Genomic DNA, 4,931 nt, shown 5'->3' on the forward strand with positions numbered 1-4,931 from the left:
GGTCTTAGGATTTTATATTTAATTAAGCCCACTTACTTAGCTGGGCATATTTAATACCAATCCCCAAAATGGCGTTGCCTTTTTGGGAATCTCAAAACCTTACTGGGTTTGGTGTTTAATTCACAAAAGTGTTGTCACACTTTCGTGAATTGGTATAACTGGGCATAATTAAAAACCAGAGTCAAAAGCTGTAGTGCAAGCTGCGATTGCACTACAGCTTTTTGGGTTTTACATTTAATTGCGCTTGTCTACTTATATTGCACGCCAAAGCGTTAAACTGTTCTAGTCCCTCAACTCGTGGTTATGGCAAGTTTTCTGTTAGAAGTCGGTACTGAAGAGCTACCTGCTAGTTTTGTTGTTGATGCGTTGCGCCAATGGCAAGAACGTATCCCTAAAAATTTAGATGAACATCAACTAACTACGAGTAAGGTCAGTGTTTATGGTACGCCGCGACGTTTAGCAGTATTAATCGAAGGGTTAGCCACTCAACAGAGCGATCGCATTGTCGAGCTAAAGGGACCCGCCCTAGGGTCTGCCTTTGTTAATGGTGATCCTCAAGGCGAACCGACTAAGGCGCTATTAGGATTTGCCAAGTCGAAGGGAATCGCTATTCAAGATATTTTTATTAAAGAAACCGACAAAGGAGCCTTTGTTTTTGCTCAGCAACAGATTATTGGTCGCCAAACAAAGGATATTTTGCAAGAGTTGGCTCCTAATTGGATTACAGGGTTAGATGGCAAGCGTCTGATGCGATGGGGGAATGGCGATCTAAAGTTTCCACGTCCAATTCGGTGGTTGGTGTCATTATTTAATTCCGAAGTTTTACCGATCGCTTTAGAAAATGTGCAGTCTGATCGCTTGAGCCAAGGTCACCGAGTTATGCATCCGCGATCGGTAATTATTGATACGGCTCAAGACTATGTGGAAACTTTGCGAGAAGCCTTTGTGCTGGTTGATGGCAAAGAGCGCCAAAAACATATTGTCAACCAAATTAATAGCATCGTCGAGCTTTTTGGCGGCAAGGCAGAAATCCCTGAAGATCTCCTCGAAGAAGTGACTTATCTGGTGGAATTTCCTACGGCAGTTATTGGCGAATTTGAACGGGAATTTCTCGAACTGCCTCAGCCTGTGATTAAAACCGAAATGGTGAGTCATCAACGCTATTTTCCAGTTTATTCCCTTAAAAATCCCGATCAATTACTACCTCGTTTTATTACCATTTCCAATGGCGATCCCGATAAATCGCGGTTAATTGCTGCGGGTAACGGTCGCGTGATTAGAGCGCGGCTTTCCGATGGGAAGTTTTTCTACGATAGCGATCGCGCCGTATCCCTAGAAACTTTTTTACCCCTATTAGAAAAAGTCACTTTCCAAGCCCAACTTGGTTCCGTGGCGGAAAAAGTCGATCGTATTCGGACGATCGCTAAATCTGTAATAGCAGCGATCGCCAATCTGCCTATCACCGCCGCCGATGAAGTCCTCATCGATCGCACGGCTCAGTTGGCAAAAGCCGATCTGGTAACGCAAATGGTAAAGGAATTTCCCGAACTGCAAGGTCAAATGGGTTATTACTACGCATTATCTAGCCAAGAGCCTCTTGCCGTGGCGACGGGTATTCGCGAACATTATCAACCCCGTGGCGCTAGTGATTCTTTGCCGACAGCTCTAACGGGAAAAATCGTCGCCATTAGCGATCGCCTTGATACCCTCGTTGGTATTTTCGGTTTAGGCATCATTCCTACAGGATCGTCCGATCCCTTTGCCCTCCGTCGTGCGGCTACGGGGATCGTCCAGATCGCTTGGGAAAGTGGCTTTGCTCTCAATTTGCCCCAACTATTGCAAGCGGCGATCGCCGTTTATGCGGACAAAAACTTATTAGCAAGTCCTGTCGAAACGGTCTTCGAGAACCTCTACAAATGGTTTAAACAGCGTTGCGAAACCATCCTTGCGGAGCAGGGTATTGAGTACGATCTAGTAGATGCGGTGATGGGAGCCGACGATCTTGCCTATACTTTGCAAGGTTTAAGCAATCTTATCCGCCTCAAAGAACGGGCTCATTTCTTACAACAGTCTCGTGACAACTCCACCCTTGGTGCGATCTACGAGCCAATTGTGAGAGCTTCCCGCCTCGCCGTTCAGGGTGATTTAGATAGCGCAACTTTAGATATCACGATCGCCGTCAAGGCTGACACCCTGACTGACCCAGCCGAACAAGCTCTTTATCAAGCGATCGCCGCATTACCCAGCCAACCTAGTGATGCTCAGTTGATGGAGGGGATTAAAGCGATCGCGCCTATCCTCGGGAAATTTTTTGATGATGTGCTGGTTATGGCAGAAGATCCGCAAGTGCGCCAAAATCGACTCAACTTGCTAGGCTTTATCCGCAACTACAGCCGTCAACTTGCCGATTTCAGTACCATTCGAGGCTAAACTTTCCCGCCCACTAAAAACGAGATGCCATGCATCTCGTTTTTATTTTTAGCAGTACATCTTTATTTATAGCTATAGCCAAATAAGTTATACCAAATCACAAAATGGCTACGCCATTTTGTGATTTTAAAACCCTTACTGGGTTTGGTTTTCAATTCCCAAAAGTGTAGCCACACTTTTGGGAATTGGCATTAAGACATAAAACCCAGAAGAGTGTTGCGGCGCTTTGCGCCGCAACACTCTTCTGGGTTTTGTTTTTGTCCTAACATATAGATAATTCAAATAAAAACTACAGCTTCGACTTCGCTCAGCTAGCTTACACCGAGGGCTGAGCGAAGTCGAAGCCCGTCTACAAGTTATTTAAAACAACTATAAATTTATTCAGCGAGCTTTGATTCTAGTTCGGCAATGCGCTTTTCCAATTTACGAACGGTATGGAGTAGATCGGGAAGCTGACGTTCGGCGATGACAACGCGCTTCCAGCTTTTTTCAGGAACTGTAGGAAATCCGATCATAGACGCGCCTGCGGGAACATCACTGGTAATGCCAGCTTTACCACCAATAATTGCGCCATCCCCAACATGAACGCGATCGTTGGCTCCCACTTGTCCTGCCATCACCACATGGTGACCGAGGGTGACCCCACCTGCTAAGCCGACCTGTGCCGCAAGAACCGAGTGCGCCCCAACCGTCACCCCGTGAGCGATTTGCACGAAGTTATCCAGCTTTGCCCCTTTACGAATTATGGTCACACCGACGGAAGGGCGATCGACGGCACAGGAACAACCCAGCTCGACATTATCCTCAATGATGACATACCCCGTTTGCGGGATTTTGTACCAAGTGGCATCGGGGGAGAGTTCAAACCCAAATCCATCCGCACCAAGTACGGCGTTGGGATGAAAAATACAATTTGCCCCGATCTGAGTGCGATCCCTAATGACACAGTTGGCGTGAATGGTCGTTCCTATACCAATCTCGACATCGTTGTAAATGGTGACATGGGGAAAAATTGTGACGTTATCGGCAATTTTGGTGCGATCGCCAATTACGGTATAGGCTCCGATCGCGACATTCTCTCCCAATTGTACGCCCTCGCCTAAAATTGCAGTGGGATGGATGCCAAGGGGCGCGGTGGGTGGTTGATAAAACTTTTCGAGAACCTTAGCAAAGAGAATGCGCGGATTAGTGGTACGAATACAGGGCAAGATTGACGGTGTTTTTTGATCGAGAATGACGGCACTGGCTTGAGTATCTTTGAGTTTAGAAACAAATTTTGATGAAGACACAAAGGTGATTTCTCCTGCCTGAGCCTTATCGATCGCTGCTACACCTGTAATGATCGGATCGTCACCATCGGACTCAAAGCGACAATCGGGTAAAACGGTGGCTAGCTCTGAAGCGAGTTCGGAGAGTTTGAAAGAAATCATTGGTGTCATGATTTAGATGAATATCAAGAGTAATGGCGATCATCATACCAAACCCCCAACTAAACCCCCAACTAACCCGCCAACTAAAGACGTTACAAAGCACCGTTTTTACTTTTGGCTATCCTCTGCCAGAGCCAATGTATCAGCCCCAAATTTACCAGCCCTAAATTTACCAGCCCCAAGTTCCTGCTCCGCCCTTAAAGGGACCCACGATATCGGAGGTAATCCAGCCCCCGTAAAAATCGCCTGCTTGCGGTGTGATTAGCTCATCATTGACATAGCAGGCATCCATCAGACTGCCATAGAAACTTAATGAATCTTGAATATCTACAAAATTAGGGGTCGGGTTTGTATATCGCCAAGCCGCATTTTGAATGTATCTATCCGCGATCGCTATATCATAATATTGACTAATTCCCTTCCATTCACACATTGTCCTCCGCGAAGTCTCAATTAAATATTCCATTTGAATATCTGCTAAGGGAATGTAGTAGCAAGGAGGATGACTGGTTTCCAAAACGCGCTTGGCACGTTGGGTTTCAGCGATGACGATGCCATTGCAAACGATGCGAATATGTTTATTTGTACTTTCGAGAATTGCAGGGCGGGGATAGTCCCATACAGATTCCTGTCCTGCTTGTGGTGCAATTCGTTCGGGCATGAGGTTTTCTCTTAAAAAAATTCTTAATAAATTAGAGTTGTGGCGCTTTACGCCACAACTCTAATTTATACCAATTCATTATTTTTGGTTTTGTAAACGAGCAAGTAGTGCTAAATATAGCTACCGCCAGTCTTGTTAGGACAAAATTAAAACCCAAGATCGTGTTGTCGCGCGGAGCGCGGCAACACGATCTTGGGTTTTATACCAAAACACAAAATGGCTACGCCATTTTGTGTTTTGAAAACCCTTACTGGGTTTGGGTTTTAATTCACAAAAGTGTTGTCACACTTTCGTGAATTGGTATTATAGTTGTTTTAAATAACTTGTAGACGGGCTTCGACTTCGCTCAGCCCTCGGTGTAAGCTAGCTGAGCGAAGTCGAAGCTGTAGTTTTTATTTGAATTATCTATA

The 4,931-nt window shown here is 45.6% G+C and carries 3 protein-coding genes; 1 reads left to right on the top strand and 2 read right to left on the bottom strand.

The annotated features are described in order from the left end of the window. The first annotated feature begins 303 nt into the window (after positions 1-303). Positions 304-2,430: a glycine--tRNA ligase subunit beta gene (glyS, locus tag AC805_RS21570; RefSeq protein WP_055077314.1), complete on the top strand. Its 2,127-nt coding sequence runs from the start codon at positions 304-306 to the stop codon at positions 2,428-2,430. 377 nt (positions 2,431-2,807) lie between these two features. On the opposite strand, the gene lpxD is transcribed toward glyS, so the two are convergent. Together lpxD and AC805_RS21580 are read right to left on the bottom strand one after the other, a co-directional pair. Beyond that, complete coding sequence (gene lpxD / locus AC805_RS21575; RefSeq protein ID WP_072143714.1) at positions 2,808-3,869, bottom strand: UDP-3-O-(3-hydroxymyristoyl)glucosamine N-acyltransferase; 1,062 nt, start codon at positions 3,867-3,869, stop codon at positions 2,808-2,810. A gap of 160 nt (positions 3,870-4,029) precedes the next feature. Then, the gene (locus AC805_RS21580) at positions 4,030-4,521 is read right to left on the bottom strand and encodes a DUF427 domain-containing protein (protein WP_055077316.1); all 492 of its coding nucleotides are present in this window, start codon (positions 4,519-4,521) and stop codon (positions 4,030-4,032) included. Between the last annotated feature and the right edge of the window lie 410 nt (positions 4,522-4,931).

The organism is Pseudanabaena sp. 'Roaring Creek' (assembly GCF_001402795.1).
Lineage (GTDB): Bacteria > Cyanobacteriota > Cyanobacteriia > Pseudanabaenales > Pseudanabaenaceae > Pseudanabaena.

Bases quoted from the DNA above. Each gene is read 5' to 3' on its own strand.
- lpxD (WP_072143714.1), bottom strand. From the start codon at position 3,869: ATGACACCAATGATTTCTTTCAAACTCTCCGAACTCGCTTCAGAGCTA.
- glyS (WP_055077314.1), top strand. From the start codon at position 304: ATGGCAAGTTTTCTGTTAGAAGTCGGTACTGAAGAGCTACCTGCTAGT.
- AC805_RS21580 (WP_055077316.1), bottom strand. From the start codon at position 4,521: ATGCCCGAACGAATTGCACCACAAGCAGGACAGGAATCTGTATGGGAC.